This window comes from Tundrisphaera macrotermitis (genome assembly GCF_051175315.1).
In the GTDB taxonomy this organism is placed as follows: domain Bacteria; phylum Planctomycetota; class Planctomycetia; order Isosphaerales; family Isosphaeraceae; genus Tundrisphaera.
The window spans coordinates 5,790,246-5,805,965 of record NZ_CP195100.1 but is presented as its reverse complement, the minus strand read 5'-3'; the positions used below and the strand labels follow the sequence as shown (position 1 = coordinate 5,805,965).

Below are 15,720 nucleotides of genomic sequence, written 5' to 3'. Positions count from 1 at the left end.
CCATTTCCGTTAGTTTGCCTCGTTTCCTCAGGGATAGCTCGTTCCGCGGGATTGCCCGTTCTGCCCCCAGGTCAGGAGTTTGCACGACCGATGTCCGACTCGAACAAGTATGTGTATTCGTTCGGCGATGGCAAGGCCGAAGGCAAGGCGGACATGAAGGCCCTGCTCGGCGGCAAGGGGGCCAACCTGGCGGAGATGAGCCTCATCGGGATCCCGGTGCCCGCCGGCTTCACGATCACCACCGAAGTTTGCGCCGAGTACTACCAGAACGGCAAGAAGCTGCCGGACGCCGTCCGCTCCCAGGTCGACAAGGCGATCGCCCTGGTCGAGAGCCAGATGGGGGCCAAGCTCGGCGACCCGAGCAACCCGCTGCTGGTCAGCGTCCGCTCCGGCGCCGCCCTGTCGATGCCGGGGATGATGAACACCATCCTCAACCTCGGCCTGTCCGACGTGGCCGTCGAGGGGCTGGCCAAGAAGTCCAACAACGTCCGCTTCGCCTACGACGGCTACCGCCGCCTGATCGACATGTTCGGCTCGGTCGTGATGGGCGTCGAGCACGAGCTGTTCGAGCACGAGCTGGAAGGGCTCAAGAAGGAGCGCGGCGTCCAGCTCGATACCGAGCTGAGCGGCGAAGACCTCAAGACCCTCGTCCAGCGGTACAAGGCGGTCTACAAGAAGGGGACCGGCTCGGACTTCCCCCAGGACCCCAAGGAACAGCTCTGGGCGGCCATCATGGCCGTCTTCAATAGCTGGGAAGGCAAGAAGGCGATCGAGTATCGCCGGATCGAGCGGATCACCGGCCTGAAGGGCACTGCGGTCAACGTCCAGGCCATGGTCTTCGGCAACATGGGCGAGAACAGCGGCACCGGCGTCGCGTTCACCCGCGACCCGAACACCGGCGAGGACGTCTTCTACGGCGACTACCTGATCAATGCCCAGGGCGAGGACGTCGTCGCCGGCATCCGCACCCCCGAGCCGATCAGCCGGCTCCAGGACGACATGCCCAAGGTGTACGACCAGCTGATGGCCATCCGCCAAAAGCTGGAGACGCACTACAAGGAAATGCAGGACATCGAGTTCACCGTCCAGGACGGCACGCTCTACATGCTCCAGACTCGCACCGGCAAGCGGACCGGGTCGTCCGCCGTGCGGATCGCCGTGGAGATGGCCCAGAAGGGCCTGATCGACGAGAAGACCGCCATCCAGCGGGTCAACCCCAACGACCTGAACCACCTGCTGCTGCCGGGCCTCGACCCCAAGGCCAAGGTGACCATCGTCGCCACCGGCATCGCCGCCAGCCCCGGCGCCGCGTCGGGCAAGGTGATCCTGTCGGCCGAGGACGCGGTGAAGTTCGCCGAGACCAACCCCGGCGAGCCGATCATGCTGGTCCGCAAGGAAACCAGCCCCGAGGACGTGGCCGGCATGCACCTGGCCAAGGGCATCCTCACCGCCACCGGCGGCAAGGCCAGCCACGCGGCGGTCGTCGCCCGCGGCTGGGGCAAGCCCTGCGTGGTCGGCTGCGACGCCCTGACCATCGACGAGAAGGCCGGCCAGATCACGATCAAGGGCCAGGTCGTCAAGGCCGGCGACTTCCTCACGATCAACGGCACGACCGGCGACGTGATGATCGGCAAGGTCGCGACGATCGACGCCGTGATGGGCGGCGACTTCGCCACCCTGATGGGCTGGGCGGATAAGGCCCGGACCCTCAAGGTTCGCGCCAACGCCGACAGCCCCAACGACGCCCGCAAGGCCCTGGAACTGGGCGCCGAAGGCATCGGCCTCTGCCGCACCGAGCACATGTTCTTCGACGAGCAGCGCATCGTCGATATGCGGAAGATGATCCTCGCCGACGACGAGGCCGGTCGCAAGAAGGCCCTGGACGCCCTGGAACCCTACCAGCGCGACGACTTCGCCGGCCTGTTCGAGGCGATGGACGGCCTGCCGGTCACGATCCGCCTGCTGGACCCGCCCCTCCACGAATTCCTCCCCCACGACGCCGCCGGCCAGGGCGAAGTGGCCCGCCAGCTCGGCGTGCCGGTGGAGAAGGTCGCCACCCGCGTGACCTCGCTGCACGAGTCCAACCCGATGCTCGGCCTGCGTGGATGTCGCCTGGCGATCAAGTTCCCCGAGATCGCCGACATGCAGGTCCGCGCCATCATCGACGCGGCCATCGCCGTGAAGAAGAAGGGCAAGAGCGTCCTGCCCGAGATCATGATCCCGCTGGTCGGCACGGTCGAGGAACTCTCGTTCCTCAAGAAGAGGGCCATCGCCGAGGCCGAGAAGTGCATGGAGCGGGCCGGCACCAAGGTCGAGTACCTGATCGGCACGATGATCGAGGTGCCCCGCGCCGCGCTCACCGCCGACCAGATCGCCGAGGAGGCCGAGTTCTTCTCGTTCGGCACCAATGACCTGACCCAGATGACGTTCGGCTTCAGCCGCGACGACATCACCTCGTTCGTCCCGGCCTACGTCGACCATAAGATCCTCAAGGTCGACCCGTTCCAGACCCTGGACGCCACCGGCGTCGGCCAGCTCGTCGAGATGGGCACCCAGAAGGGCCGTGCCGCCCGCAAGGCCAAGGCCGGCGAGCACCTCAAGGTCGGCATCTGCGGCGAGCACGGCGGGGACCCCGAGTCCGTCGCCTTCTGCCACAAGGTCGGCATGGACTACGTGTCCTGCTCCCCATTCCGCGTCCCCATCGCCCGCCTAGCCGCCGCTCAGGCCGCCTTGGCCGACGGCAAGGTGATCAGCCGCGATAAGTGAGCCGTCGGGGCGACGTCGCCTAATCTAAAGGGCCGCCGAACCTGTGTTCGGCGGCCCTTTCTCGTTGATGCGCTCGTTCGGCGATCCGTCGAAGGGCACCCTGATCGATGTCGGTGTCCCGCGGTCACTGCCCCTCGGCTTCCAGCTCGGCGATGCACTGGCGGAGCGATTCGCTGTAAGGCTGGATCTCGAGGGCGCGTCGGAACGTGGCGAGGGCTTCCGAGGTCTGGCCGATCCGGTACTGGCACTGGGCCATCCCGGAAAGGGCGCCGGTGTGATAGGGGTTGCGGGCGACCGTGGCCTTGCAATCGGCGATGCTCTCGGCGAATCGGCCGAGGCGATAGTTGGCGATGGCCCTCTGGTTGTAAGCCTCGGCGAAGTCGGGAGCGTTGGCGATCAGGGAGTCGGCCGCGTCGATTGCTTCGCGGAACTGGCCGCGTCCGATCTGGTCCTGGATCCGCTCCAGGGCCTTGTTGTTCTCGGGCGTGTCGGCGCGGAACCAGATGGCCCACAGGGCGTTGTCGGCGAGGTTGCGGATCGTTGGGTCTGGATCTTTGAGGGCGCGGGCGACGTCGGCGTTGGATTCGATCCCGCCGAACAGGCCGAGGGCCAGCACCGAAGCGCGTCGAGCCTTGAGATCGCCCGAGTGGAGCAGGCGGGCCAGGGTCGCCTGGCCATAGCGGGCCGCCACGCTGCGCCGGAAGGCGTCCACATCCTGATCGCGGAGGAATGTCTCGTAGTAGTCGACGAGCAGCGACCCGGTGTGGGGCTGAAGCATGCCGGGGGCTCCATTGCGGAGGGGTTCGAGGCGGGTGATGGGGTAGGCCTGGAGCGGGTCGGGAAAGCAGGCGGAGATCAGAGCGAGAGAGAAGACCCATCTCGACGCCGTGCGTCGGGTCCGGGATCGGGCAGGGGGGACGGATCGATCTTCGGTGCGGAGCCGAGGCGGGGGGCAGGGCATGGGAAGGCTCCATCGCGGCCCGGCGGCCGCGGGGAGGCGTCGTCTCTGGGACGCCCGAGGTCAGGGCGGGGGCATCGTCGGATCGGCTCGATTCTAACCGGGCGGTCGGCCGGGAACCACGCCCCACCGCCGACCCGGCCAAGTGGGTCAAAATCGTCGACTCTGGGTGATTTCGCGCATCATCGGGGCCGACACGCCCGTATTGTGGGGGCGTGCCGATGGAAGAACGATCGGGGCCGATGAGCGGAGGTCGTTGATGCGGTCGAAGGTCCATGGATTCATGGCGTGCGCGGGATGGCTGGCCCTGTCCTGGTTCGCGGCCGTTGATGCCTCACCGCCCCCCGCCTCGACCCTCGATGAACGCGTTGATGCGGTCACCCAGGCGGCCGGGTATGAATCCGGGCACTGGGGGATCCTCGTCGTCGACCTGGCCACGGGCAAGCCGATCTTCCAGCGCAACCCAGACCAGATGTTCTGCCCGGCCTCGGTCGCGAAGCTGTTCTCCTCGGCGGCCGCCCTGTCCGACCTCGGGCCCGACTACCGCTTCCGGACGCCGGTCGTCCGCCGGGGAGAGGTCGGCAAGGATGGGACGCTCCGGGGCGACCTGATCCTGGTCGCGAAGGGTGATCCCAGCCTGGGGGGCCGCACGGGCCCCGATGGGTCGCTGCTCTTCGAAGATAACGACCACTCCTACGCGGCGAGCAACCCCGACGCCGCGTTGGTCTCGACCGACCCGCTGGCCGGCCTCGACCACCTGGCGCGCGAGGTGTCGGCCTCGGGGATCAAGGTGGTGACCGGACACATCCTGGTCGACGATCGTTACTTCGATGCCGCGCCCAGTTCCGGGAGCGGGCCATCACGCGTCTCGCCCATCATGATCAATGACAACGTCGTGGATATCCTGGTGACGCCCGGGGCCAAGGTCGGCGAGCCGGCGTGGGTGCGGATCGTCCCGGAAACGTCGTTCGTCCAGTATGACGCCCGGGTCGAGACGGTGGCCGCGGACGGCCAGGCCGCGATTGCGGTCGAGGTGGTCGGCCCGCGTCGATTCTCGATCCGGGGCCGGGTCCCGGTGGGCCATCGTCCCGTACTTCGGACCTACGAGGTGGATGAACCGGCCGCCTTCGCCCGCGCCCTGTTCATCGAGACCCTGAGGAAACGGGGCGTCGTGGTGGATGCGTCGCCCCTGGCCGAGAATCAGGCGTGGCGGCTCCCGACCCAGGTGGACGTCAGCACTCTGCCCAAGGTGGCCGAATACACCTCGCCGCCGTTCCGCGAATACCTCAAAGTCCTCCTCAAGGTGAGCCAGAACCTCCACGCCAGCGCCCTCCCCCTGCTGGTGGCCGCGAACCACGGTCAGACCGACCTGGCGAGCGGCCTGCGGAGGGAGTCGGAACTGCTCGCGAAACTCGGCGTCGACGTGAAGACGATCTCGTTCGGCGGCGGCGCCGGTGGTGCCCGGGCCGATCTGGTCACGCCCAGGGCCACGGTGGCCCTCCTGAGGTCGATGAGCACCCGGCCCGACTTCCCGGCCTACGACGCGGCGCTGCCGGTGCTGGGACGAGATGGGACCCTGGCGCGGGCGGTCGCATCGGACAGCCCGGCCCGCGGGCATGCCCGGGGCAAGACGGGAACCTTCTGGGTCGACAACGGGCTGAGCGGCCACTCGATCCTGGTGAGCAAGTCGCTGGCCGGCTACCTGGAGACCGCCTCGGGCCAGAAGCTCGCCTTCGCCTTCTTCGTCAACAACCTGCCGATCGACCTGATCGGCGGGCCGATCTCCGAAGCCTCGGGGGCCGCGGGCCGTCGCCTCGGGAAGCTCTGCGAGGTCTTCTACGATGAGGAGCCCATGCCGGTCGCCAACCCGGCCCGGCCCGCCGAGGCCCCGCCGGGCGGGCGGTGAGCTTCAAACCGACCCGCCCCCGGAGGGCGTGGGCTCACTCGTCCACGCCCCGATAGCACGACTCGGCCGGGACCGGCAGCGGCATCCGGCCGGTCCAAGGGGAGTGGGCCGAGCTTACGGGGGATTCGGGCGGGCGGATGTGCGGCCTCGCGATCGGATGCGCGGCCGCCGCCTCCTCGATCGAATGGACGCGCAGTTCCCGGGTCGGCAAGGGGATGACGATCCCCGAGGCCGCGAACCGCTTCTGGATCTGCCCGAACAGCCGGTGCCGGACCCGCCCCATCAGGCTGGGATCGGGAACGTGGGCCCAGAGTTTGAAGTTCATCGTCGACTCGCCGAACGAGTCCAGCAGGGCCGAAGGGACCGGGTTGTTGAGGATGTCGGCGTCCTCCTGCGCGATCGCCAGCAGGAGGTCCGTCACCTTATCTGGGTCGGTCCCATGGGCCACGCTCACGTCGACCTGGACGCGGATGATCTTGTCCTTGTGCGTCCAGTTCACCAGGTTGCCGGTGATGAACTGGCGGTTGGGGATGATGATGCTCTGGTTTTCCCCGTTGATGATCGTGGTGGCGCGGATGTTGATGCGATCAACCTTGCCGCTCATCCCGCCGACGGTCACCACGTCGCCCACGCGGATCGGCCGCTCCAGAAGGAGGATGATCCCGCTGACGAAGTTCGAGACGATCTCCTGAAGGCCGAACCCGAGCCCGACGCCGAGCGCCGCGACCACCACGCCGATTCGCTCCAGCCCGAGTTGGACCGAGGACAACCCGGTGAGCAGGCCCACCCCCAGCACCACGTATCGGCAAAGCGTGACCACCGCGTAACGGATCCCCGGATCGTCGGGCAATCTGGGGAAGACGATCATGGTGAAGCAGGCGTTGAGGTGCCGCCAGGCGAACCCGGTCGCGAACAGGATCAGGACCATCTGGGTGAAGTCGCCCAGGGTCACGCCACGTTCGGTCGGTGGCCCCCAGAGCTTCTGCTCGCCGAGGTAGCTGAAGAGCGCCATGTCGACGTTCCAGATCAGCGCCACCGCGAACATCCCCAAGAATGCCACCGAGTACCGGGCCAGGGTGCGGAACCTGGCGGCGGGGTCATCCACCTCGGCGGTCGCATCGCCCGGCACGACCCCGGCCGTCGTGGCAGATGGGGGGGTGGCCTTGGTCCAGCGCCACGCATGACCCCCGATGAAGCGGACCAGCAGGGTGTAAAGCCCCCAGCAAAGCAGGGCCACGATCAGCGACCCGCCCCATCCGAAGGTCAACCGCTGGGCCGAATAGCGATAGCCGGCCGCGTCCAGGCCGATCACGATGGCGAGGCCCACCAGGATGGATCGGGTGATCGAGAGATGATGGCGGCCGATCCACCCCGACCATTCCGGGTCCGAGATCAGCCATTGCAGGATCGGCGAGGTACGACGTAGCAGGCGATACGCCAGGACCCAGCAGGTCAACTCGAACGCCAGGACCAACAGGCGGCACAGTGCGACCGCCGATACCGGGCGTTCCTCCGGCGCAATCAGACCTTGATGGGCCAGGAAGGTCGGCAGCAGGAACAGCATGAAGGCGACCGGCAGCGTCATCATGACGCGGCGGCCCTGGCGGATTGCCCGGGGGGGGGCCTGGAAACTCACCTCGGCCCATCCCCCCGGCCCGGTCGCCATCCAGCCGAGGATGATGAAGAAGAGCGAAAACGAGGCGAACAGGAGGGTCACGGAGAGCGGCCAGGCCACGTTGCGCGGCCATGGAGCGGCGTAGGCTGCGAATCCGAGCACGGCGACGTATCCGGGCCAGATCGCCGCGGAAAGCAGCCCGAGAGCGAGACGTCGGGGATATCTCATGGAAGCGGCTCCCATCCTTGGGGTCGCAAGTGTCGGGGTCGATGAGGTGGAAGGGCGGATCAGGAGAGGAGGTTCAGGCGATAGCGGTCGATCCAGCGGCGGCCGAACCAGAGGGGTAATGGGAGGAAGATCGCGACGGTGATGGCCATCGCGAATCGGACGTCCAGGTTCTTGAGATGCTCCCGGGCGAACGATCGGCCCGCAAGGCTGGCCGTGGCCCGGATGATCCGGGCGGTCTCGCCCCTGGCTCGCGAGAACGTCGCCCGGCCGATCGGCTCGACGTCGCGGACCCAGAAGATGTGAGTCTGGATGAAGGCGTTCTGCTGGTCGAGGATCCGGATCCTCCGCTTGACGGAGGTGTGGATCGCCTCGGCGCGGATCGCCAGCTTCTGGAGCACGTCGCGGCGCCGATTCAGGAGGTCGTCGTGCTTCGCCTCCAACTCGTCGAGCATGGCCTGGGCCTCGCGAAGTCGAGACGGTCCGACCTTCTCCAGCAGCGAATCGTATTCAAGCCGATCGTCGCGGGAGTCGTTGATCATGTCGACCTCGGCCTCGGACAGGGCATTCTCGTAGAGGCTCATCTCGGCCGCAGCGGCGACCAGGTCGGTCTGGCAGATCCGGTCCCGCTCCGGTCCGATCCGGCGATATTCGTTCTTGAGCCGTAGGGCGTCGAGCGTGCTGAGATTGCCGTCGTCGACCAGCTTCTTGAGCCCGGCGAAGGCCGTCTCGGCGGCATCGGCGAGGCTATCCTGCTCCTCCTGGGAGAGACCTTCGCTGGCGGCTTGGGCCTTCTCATAAGCCACGACCTGCGACTCCAGCGCCAGGAGAAGGGCGTTCTTCTTGGATCGGTGCTTGAGGATCGGATCGCCGGCCACCGCCGCGCGGGTCTGCTCCAGGGCGACGGCCTGCTGGAGGACCTTGCGCTGGGCCTCGGAGAACGCGGTGTAGTGCTCCTCCATCCGGTCCAGGAGCTTCTTCGAAAGGTGGACGCGGGCCTCCGCCGCTTGGACCAGGATCGCAGAGACGTCCAGACGCTTGGCGGCCAGGGTGATCCGGGCCTCCTGGGTGTCGAGCTTCTCGGCGATCGTCCGGGCTTCCCACTCGAAGTTGGCGAGGCGTTCGGCGGCCAGGTCGCGGGCCTCGGGCGAGGCGGCCGAGGCCACCGCAGACTCGCGCTCGACGCGACGGGCCGTCACGGTGCTGAAGTCCTGGTGAAGCTGGTCCCTCTTGGCCCGGAGCGCGGCATTCTCCCCGGACGCGGCCCGGTTGGACTCGGCACGGAGAACGTCCAGGCGGTTGGATTGTTCCTTCAGCTGTTCACGGACCGAGTCGATCGCTTCCTTCATTTCTAAGAGTCGGGCCTCGGACGTCTTCCCCGACGCGTCGCGGAAGATCGCGGGGAGCGGCTGATCGGGGGAATGGATCATCTGCTCCAGGATGGCCCGGCATTTTTCCAGATCCGCCCGGGCCTCGGCGGCCTGCAGATCCGGGCTAGGTTCGGGGTGTTCGACTTCATGATGAATCCTGGCGGCGGCCTTCCATTCGAGGAGCCTTCGCTTCCGCTCTTCGAGGACCTCGCGGAGGGCCTGGTTTTCCGCCTTCCCCTTGGCGTCGGCGGCGCCAAGCGCCTTGAGCTGGGCTTCGGCCGAGGCGAACATCCGGCCGGCTTCCTCAGCCGTGGCCGTCGCCACCTGCGCCGGGGTCGGGATTGCTTCACGTTCCGGAGCATTCGAGGCGGCGTCGGGCCTGGCCGAAGGCTCCGTCGCGGAGGCTCCATCGGCAGCCTTGCCGTCGGCGATGGCGGTTGACGCGGCCGAGGAGGGCGACGGCTCGACGATCACCACCGGGACGGCCGCGGTCCCGTCGGCGGCCCTTGCGCTCGGGAGAGGTCGGGAGGGATTCGGTTTCGCCCCCGCTCCGGTGGGCGGCGCGGGGAACAGGCCACCGGACGCATCCCGGGGCAGGAGACGCGGCTCGTCACACCGGGCCGGACCGGGGAAGATCAGGCCGAAGCCGATGACAGCGAGGCAAATCCAGGAGGAAGAACGCATCCATGCGCTCCAACGAGGTCGATCGGTCGGGAAGATCGCGCGTCCTCGCGAGCCCTTCCCGGATCGCGGCAAGGTAGCCGAACCGCCCCGCCCTGGCAAGGCGAAGCGGGCCATGGCTGGATGCGATTCGGCGGTGAAGATCCCTAGACCGAACGGGGTCGACGCGACGGCTTGCCGGGGAGTTCCACCTCGGTAGGACCGGCGGGCGGAGGCAAGATCGGGGTCCGCGAGGACTTCGGCTGTCCCTTGGCGGGCGGCTTGGCGACGGTCGCCTTGGATTCGGGAGGGAACAGGTAGCCCATGACGTCGTCGAGCGTGTCGATGGTGTGGAACGTGACGTCGGCCAAAACCTCGGGCGGCAGCTCGATCAGGTCCTTCTCGTTGTGGCGGGGGATCAGCACGGTGGTGATCCCGGCCCGTCGGGCGGCCAGGACCTTCTCGCGCACTCCGCCCACGGGGAGGACACGGCCGGTGAGCGTGACCTCGCCGGTCATCGCCATCTCCTGATGGATCGCCCGGTCGCGGAACAGGCTCATCAGGGCGGCCGCGATGGCCACGCCCGCCGACGGGCCGTCCTTGGGCACGGCTCCGGCCGGGACGTGGATGTGGAGGTCGGTCTTGACGATCCGCGCCGGGTCCAGGCCCATCGCCTTGGCGTGGCTCCGCAGGTAGCTCAGCGCCGCCTGGGCCGACTCGCGCATCGAATCGCCGAGCAGGCCGGTCAGGGTGAGCGACCCCTTGCCGGGCATCCCGGTCACCTCGATGAACAGGATCTCCCCGCCGGTCGGGGTCCAGGCCAGGCCGGTGGCGACGCCGGGGGTCCCGGTGCGGTCGGCGACCTCGCGGAAGAACCGGGGCGGCCCGAGGGCGGCCGCAAGATCTTCGGGGTGGACCATGGTTGGGGCCTTGTTCCCCTCGGCGTGCTTGCGGGCGATCTTCCGGCAGACCGTGGCGACTTCGCGTTCAAGGTTCCGCAGGCCCGCCTCGCGGGTGTAGTCGGCGATGATCCGGCGGATGGCCTCGTCATCGAACTCGACCAGCTTCGGGGTGAGGCCGTGGGCCTCCAACTGCTTGGGGACGATGTACTTCTTGGCGATCAGGATCTTCTCTTCCTCGCTGTAACCGGAGAGTTGGATGATCTCCATCCGATCGAGCAGGGGGGCCGGGATCGTCTCCAGCATGTTGGCCGTGGCGATGAACATCACCTTGGAAAGGTCGAACTCGACGTCCAGGTAATGGTCGCGGAAGGTCGAGTTCTGTTCGGGGTCGAGGACTTCCAGCAGGGCCGCGGCGGGATCCCCGCGGAAGTCGTTGCCGAGCTTGTCGACCTCGTCCAGCATGAAGACCGGGTTGTTGGTCCCCGCCTTGCGCAGCCCCTGGATCAGCCGACCGGGCATGGCGGCGACGTAGGTCCGGCGGTGGCCGCGGATCTCGGCCTCGTCGTGGACCCCGCCGAGACTGACCCGGACGAACTCCCGCCCAAGGGCCTTGGCGATGCTCTTGCCGAGCGACGTCTTGCCCGTGCCGGGAGGGCCGGCGAAGCAGAGGATCGGCCCCTTCATGTCCTTCTTGAGCTTCCGGACCGCCAGGTATTCGAGGATCCGTTCCTTGATCTTCTCCAGGTCGTAATGGTCCTGGTCGAGGATCTTTCGGGCCCGGCGCAGGTCCAGGCGATCGCGGCTCGAATGGTCCCACGGGAGGACCGCAATCCAGTCCAGGTAGGTCCGGACGATCGAGTATTCGGCCGAACTCGGGTGCATGCCCGAAAGCCGGTCCATCTCTCGCTCGGCCTCGGCCAGCACTTCCTTGGGCGGCTTTGCCTTCTCCAGCTTGGCCCAGAGCTCGTCCAACTCGGGGTTGTCCGACTCGCTCTCGCCCAACTCTTCCTGGATCGCCTTGATCTGCTGGCGGAGGAAGTGATCGCGCTGGGCCTTGGTGATCTCCGACCCGACCTGCGCCTGGATCTTGCTGGACAGTTCGAGCACGGTCAGCTGGCGGGTCAGGAAGGTCCCCAGCTTCTCCAGGCGGGTGCGGACGTTGGTTTCGGCCAGCAGGGTCTGCTTCTCCTCGACGGTGAACGGGAGGCTGGATCCGAGCAGGTCGGCCAGGCGGCCGGGCTCGCGCGTGTTCATCGCCGCAACCTGCAACTCTTCCGGGACCTGTTGGCTCTGCTCGATCATCCGCTGGAAGAGGAGGTTGACGTGATGCACCAGCGCGTCGAGTTCGACGCCTTCCTCGATCGTATCTTCCAGGGGCTCGATCCGGCCGATCAGGAACGGCTCGGTCTGGATAACCTCGATCAGGCGTGCGCGGAACATTCCCTGGCAGACGATCCGGGTCGATCCGTCCGGGAACTTCAGCATTTTCAGGACGGAGCCGACACACAGGGTCGGGTAGAGGTCGGCGTTGGTCGGCGTGTCGGTCTCAGGGTGACGCTGGGCGATCAAACCCAGCACCTTCTCCTCGGCCATGATGTCGTCGATCAACTTGATCCCGGCCGCCCGATTCACGACCAGCGGGACGACGGTCTGCGGGAAGACCACGTCGGAGCGGAGCGGCAGCAAGGGGATGCGATCGGGCAAGGGGCTGCCGGTCTCGGACTTTTCCGGCAGGACCAGGATGCGACCCGAAGACGGTTCGATGACTTCGTCCATGCCCACGGCCTCCTCTTTGGGGGCACGGGGGGCGGCGGACTTCGGGGCTTTGGTTCGCGATTTTTTGGTCATGCGTGTGCAGTCTGCGCGGCCAGGAAAGTGGTGTCCGGCGGTGGAGTCGGCGGGTCGCTCCCCCACACCCGGGCCACCCGGGATTGTTGGTCATCTCCGGCCCGAAGGGAAGGGGGCACCCCCGCCTCGATCGCGATTCCTGGCGGATCAGGCCGACGCGTTCAACGACGCCACCAGTTGTCGTCGTCGAAGGAGTCGCCATATCGTTTCTGATGGGTGGCAGCCTGGAGGAATTGGAAGTTTATCAAAGCCAGATAGGCGATGAAGATCGCGGTGATCTCATTCCCGCTACGGAAGCAATAGACCGCCACCAGCGAGGCTGTGACGAAAGAAACGATGAACGCCCTGCGCTGCCCGTCGCGGGGACTATGCATCGACAGGAACGAGGAGGCCAGTTGGCCGCCATCGAGCGGAAAGATGGGCAGGAGGTTGAACAGGCCCCACATGATGTTGATGAAGATCAGGTTCTCGTAGATCTGAGAGGCGATCACCAGGGCCCTGCGATGGGAGAGCCAGAAGGAGCCCGGATTGAAGCGGATCGCGTTGAAGGTGAGCGAGTAATCGTCATCGATGGCAGGGATGATCCCGAAGGCGACCGCCCCGAGTGCTGCCACCAACGCAGCCAGGAGGAACCCGGCCCCGGGGCCCATAGACAGAACGGCGACCCGACCCCAGGGGGAGTTGTGCTCGCGATCGTAGACGCAAAGCCCTCCCATCCCGTGGAGGATGATGGAAGGCCGCTGGTGGATCAAGGCCCTCGCTGTGAGGCCGTGGCCGAATTCATGGACGAGGATCGATACGAAGACGCAACCGACCCAGAGAACCATCCCCAGCGGTTGACCCCCCCTCCATCCGATGATGGCCGAGATGACCCAGAACCACGGGCTGACCCGGACGGGGATGCCCAGCAGTCGAAAATTCAGGTCGTAGGCGGTCGGGGCGGGGATTCCGAACATGAAGCACCTGGCACGTCGCGGGCTCGGAGTGGATTAACGTTTAGGTTAGGATGTCTCCGCCCGGGGGACAAGGAGCGGGCGACCCTCGCCCATCGATTCCCCGTCCGGGATATTCCGGGATGGGTGGTGATGGGCTCATCGTTTCGCCATAGTTGTAGGGCCAACCGGCCCATCGTCGGGGGACACACCTGAGCCGGTCCAGCGGTGGGATGTTTCGCCATGTGGCACAGAAACACGTCATTCACGGGTTTGCTGGAATTGGTCTCGACACTCGGAACAACTCGATGGTTGTCACGGCACATCTGCGAGGGGGCGGTTCCTTGACTCGATCCTCCCCAGGACTGGGCGCGGCCGTTGAGCAGGACGGCTTCGCCGTGGTCGCCGACGTGGTGCCGGCCGGGTTGGTTGACCGGGTCCTCTCCGCCGTCGAGGAGGCCCGATCGGAGTCGCTGCAACGCGATGGCGAGACGTATGGGATGAGGGACCTGCTCAGGGCGGTGCCGGAGGCCCGTCGGATTGCCGGCGATCCTGTCTTGTTGGGCCTGGCGGAGACGATCGTCGGGCCGGGGGCTTTCGCGGTCCGGGGGCTCTGGTTCGACAAGACGGATGGGGCCAACTGGGGCGTACCTTGGCATCAGGACACCACGATCGCCGTCCGGGAGCGTCGCGAGGCCGCCGGCTTCGGGCCCTGGACGGTGAAGATGGGGATCACCCATGTCCGCCCCCCGGCCTCGGTGCTGGAGGGCATGGTCACGCTGCGTCTCCACATGGATGACTGCGACACGAGCAATGGCCCGCTTCGCGTCATCCCGGGGTCACACCGTGGCGGACGGTTGGATGCCCGCGAGTCCTCCCAATGGTTGGATCGAGCCTCGGCGGTCGAGTGCCTCGTCCCTCGGGGCGGCGTGATCTTGATGCGACCGTTGATCCTCCACAGTTCATCGGCCGCGACCGCCCCACACCACCGCCGGGTCCTCCACCTGGAATATGCCGCCCGTCCCCTGACGGGCGGACTCGAATGGTTCGAACGCGTCGGGAGGAATGACTCGTGAAATTCGCCAAGATGCATGGGTTGGGCAACGACTATGTCTATGTCAGCACGTTCGACCAGCCCGCCCCGCGCAACCCGGCGGCCCTGTCCCGGGCGGTGAGCGACCGCCACTTCGGGATCGGCTCCGATGGCCTGATCCTGATCGAGCCGACGGATCGGGCCGATGCCCGCATGCGGATGTTCAATGCCGACGGGTCGGAATCGGAGATGTGCGGCAACGGAGTGCGATGCGTGGCCAAATTCATCCACGATCGCGGAATTGCCCCGAGGCCCCGGGTCACGGTGGAGACCGGTCGCGGCCTGCTCACGCTCGACCTGGAGATCGAAGGGGGGAAGGCGTCATGCGTCCGGGTCGATATGGGCCCGCCGATCCTCGACCCCGATGCCATCCCCACCACGCTCCCCGGCCAGCCTCCTGTCGACGTGCCGCTCCAGGTGGGGGGACATGACCTGGCTGTCACGGCGGTTTCCATGGGGAACCCGCACGCGGTCATCTACGTCGAGGACGTGGACCGCTTCCCGGTCGAGACTCTGGGGCCGCTTTTAGAGAATCACCCCGCCTTCCCGAAACGCGTGAACGTCCACTTCGTGGAGGTCCTCAGCCCTCGTGAGGTCCGGATGCGAACCTGGGAACGGGGTTCCGGGATCACGATGGCTTGTGGGACCGGAGCCTGTGCGGTGGCAGTCGCGGGAGTTTTGAACGGCCAAACTGGCAGTCGGCTTCTCGCCCACCTTCCAGGTGGCCCATTGGAGTTGGAATGGGACGGCGGAACGTCCTCCGTTTTCATGACGGGGGCAGCAACTCACGTTTATGATGGGACTTGGAACGAATGACGGCGCAACCCTCGGGATCGTAACCTCTTAGCTGATCGGAAATCTCTATGTAAGGGACGGGGCTTGCAAAAGATTTCTTTCTTTTCTGACCGAAAATCTTTTGCAAAACCCCGTAGACCCTCTATCTTATGGGTGCTGGCACCAAGTTTGCCAAGCCTGGATGATCGTTACCGACCGGCTCACGATCGAGCCATCGGCCCTCACAATCGAGATTCGGAGCTTTTTCCCATGCGTCGTCAGCTCACCACCCTCGCCCTGGCCGGTCTGTTCGCGGGTTTCCTCCTGAGCGGCAACGCCAGCGCCTGTCACAAGAAGAAGGCTTGTGCGACCCCGTGCGAGACGACCTACGTCGCCGCCCCGGTCTGCGCCCCGGCCCCGGTCTGCGCCCCGGCCCCGGTCTGCGAGCCCGCCCCGGTCGCCTGCGAGGCCCCCGCCAAGAAGCATTGCTTCAAGATGCCGAAGATGAAGATGCCGAAGTTCGGCTGCCACAAGAAGGCCGCTTGCGAGACCGTCACCTACGCCGCCCCGACCTGCGCCCCGACCTACTACGCTCAGCCGACCTACGCCGCCCCGCAGTCGCCCATCTACGCCGCTCCCCAGGCTTCGCACCAGGGCATGTAAGCCGACTC

10 protein-coding genes are annotated in these 15,720 nt (G+C 66.7%); 5 read left to right on the top strand and 5 right to left on the bottom strand.

The annotated features are described in order from the left end of the window. The first annotated feature begins 90 nt into the window (after positions 1-90). Positions 91-2,766: a pyruvate, phosphate dikinase gene (gene ppdK, locus TA3x_RS23455; RefSeq protein WP_435017100.1), complete on the top strand. Its 2,676-nt coding sequence runs from the start codon at positions 91-93 to the stop codon at positions 2,764-2,766. A gap of 124 nt (positions 2,767-2,890) precedes the next feature. Here the strand turns inward: ppdK and TA3x_RS23450 are convergent, their stop codons facing one another. After that, positions 2,891-3,544 (bottom strand): tetratricopeptide repeat protein, encoded by a 654-nt coding sequence (locus TA3x_RS23450; RefSeq protein ID WP_435017099.1) that lies wholly within the window; start codon positions 3,542-3,544, stop codon positions 2,891-2,893. A 463-nt stretch (positions 3,545-4,007) separates the two neighbouring features. Here TA3x_RS23450 and dacB point away from each other — a divergent pair, with 463 nt between their 5' ends. Further along, positions 4,008-5,630 (top strand): D-alanyl-D-alanine carboxypeptidase/D-alanyl-D-alanine endopeptidase, encoded by a 1,623-nt coding sequence (gene dacB, locus TA3x_RS23445; RefSeq protein WP_435017098.1) that lies wholly within the window; start codon positions 4,008-4,010, stop codon positions 5,628-5,630. Positions 5,631-5,664: 34 nt separating this feature from the next. Here the strand turns inward: dacB and TA3x_RS23440 are convergent, their stop codons facing one another. From TA3x_RS23440 to TA3x_RS23425, 4 genes are all read right to left on the bottom strand, one after another. After that, positions 5,665-7,473: a mechanosensitive ion channel domain-containing protein gene (locus TA3x_RS23440; protein ID WP_435017097.1), complete on the bottom strand. Its 1,809-nt coding sequence runs from the start codon at positions 7,471-7,473 to the stop codon at positions 5,665-5,667. A 59-nt stretch (positions 7,474-7,532) separates the two neighbouring features. Next, positions 7,533-9,131: a hypothetical protein gene (locus TA3x_RS23435; RefSeq protein WP_435017096.1), complete on the bottom strand. Its 1,599-nt coding sequence runs from the start codon at positions 9,129-9,131 to the stop codon at positions 7,533-7,535. A gap of 536 nt (positions 9,132-9,667) precedes the next feature. Further along, positions 9,668-12,178 (bottom strand): endopeptidase La, encoded by a 2,511-nt coding sequence (lon, locus tag TA3x_RS23430; RefSeq protein WP_435017095.1) that lies wholly within the window; start codon positions 12,176-12,178, stop codon positions 9,668-9,670. Positions 12,179-12,411: 233 nt separating this feature from the next. Then, positions 12,412-13,206, bottom strand: coding sequence for a site-2 protease family protein (locus TA3x_RS23425; RefSeq protein ID WP_435017094.1), 795 nt, complete (start codon positions 13,204-13,206; stop codon positions 12,412-12,414). Positions 13,207-13,526: 320 nt separating this feature from the next. On the opposite strand from TA3x_RS23425, the gene TA3x_RS23420 reads away from it, so the two are divergent. The 3 genes from TA3x_RS23420 (at position 13,527) to TA3x_RS23410 (ending at position 15,712) form a co-directional block, all read left to right on the top strand. Continuing rightward, positions 13,527-14,258, top strand: a complete 732-nt coding sequence (locus TA3x_RS23420) for a phytanoyl-CoA dioxygenase family protein (protein ID WP_435017093.1) — start codon at positions 13,527-13,529, stop codon at positions 14,256-14,258. Beyond that, entirely contained in the window at positions 14,255-15,091 is an 837-nt protein-coding gene (gene dapF, locus TA3x_RS23415; protein ID WP_435017092.1) for a diaminopimelate epimerase, read from the top strand. The genes TA3x_RS23420 and dapF overlap by 4 nt, the downstream gene beginning before the upstream one ends. A gap of 228 nt (positions 15,092-15,319) precedes the next feature. Next, positions 15,320-15,712, top strand: a complete 393-nt coding sequence (locus tag TA3x_RS23410) for a hypothetical protein (RefSeq protein WP_435017091.1) — start codon at positions 15,320-15,322, stop codon at positions 15,710-15,712. Positions 15,713-15,720: the final 8 nt, after the last annotated feature.